This is a genomic window from Bradyrhizobium sp. Ken64 (assembly GCF_055807555.1).
In genome coordinates this window covers 1-263 of record NZ_JBVVPA010000111.1, presented here as the reverse complement: position 1 = coordinate 263, position 263 = coordinate 1, and the positions used below count along the sequence as shown (strand labels likewise).

General features: G+C 68.1%; 1 pseudogene. It reads left to right on the top strand.

The annotated features are described in order from the left end of the window. Positions 1-263: pseudogene (locus AC0L2F_RS35855) on the top strand (2-hydroxyacid dehydrogenase); the annotation flags it as partial.

The following is a 263-nucleotide window of genomic DNA, read 5'->3' as shown; positions in this document are numbered from 1 at the left end:
GCCAAAGGCGGGACGCGCCTGATTGCGTTGCGCTCGGCCGGCTATAACCATGTCGACTTGCAGGCCGCCAAGCACCTGGGCCTGAGCGTGGTGCGCGTACCGGCCTACTCGCCCCACGCCGTGGCCGAACATGCCGTGGCCCTGATCCTGGCCCTCAACCGTCGCCTGCACCGTGCCTACAACCGCACCCGCGATGGCGACTTCAGCCTGCACGGGCTCACCGGTTTCGATCTGGTCGGCAAAACCGTCGGCGTGGTCGGCAC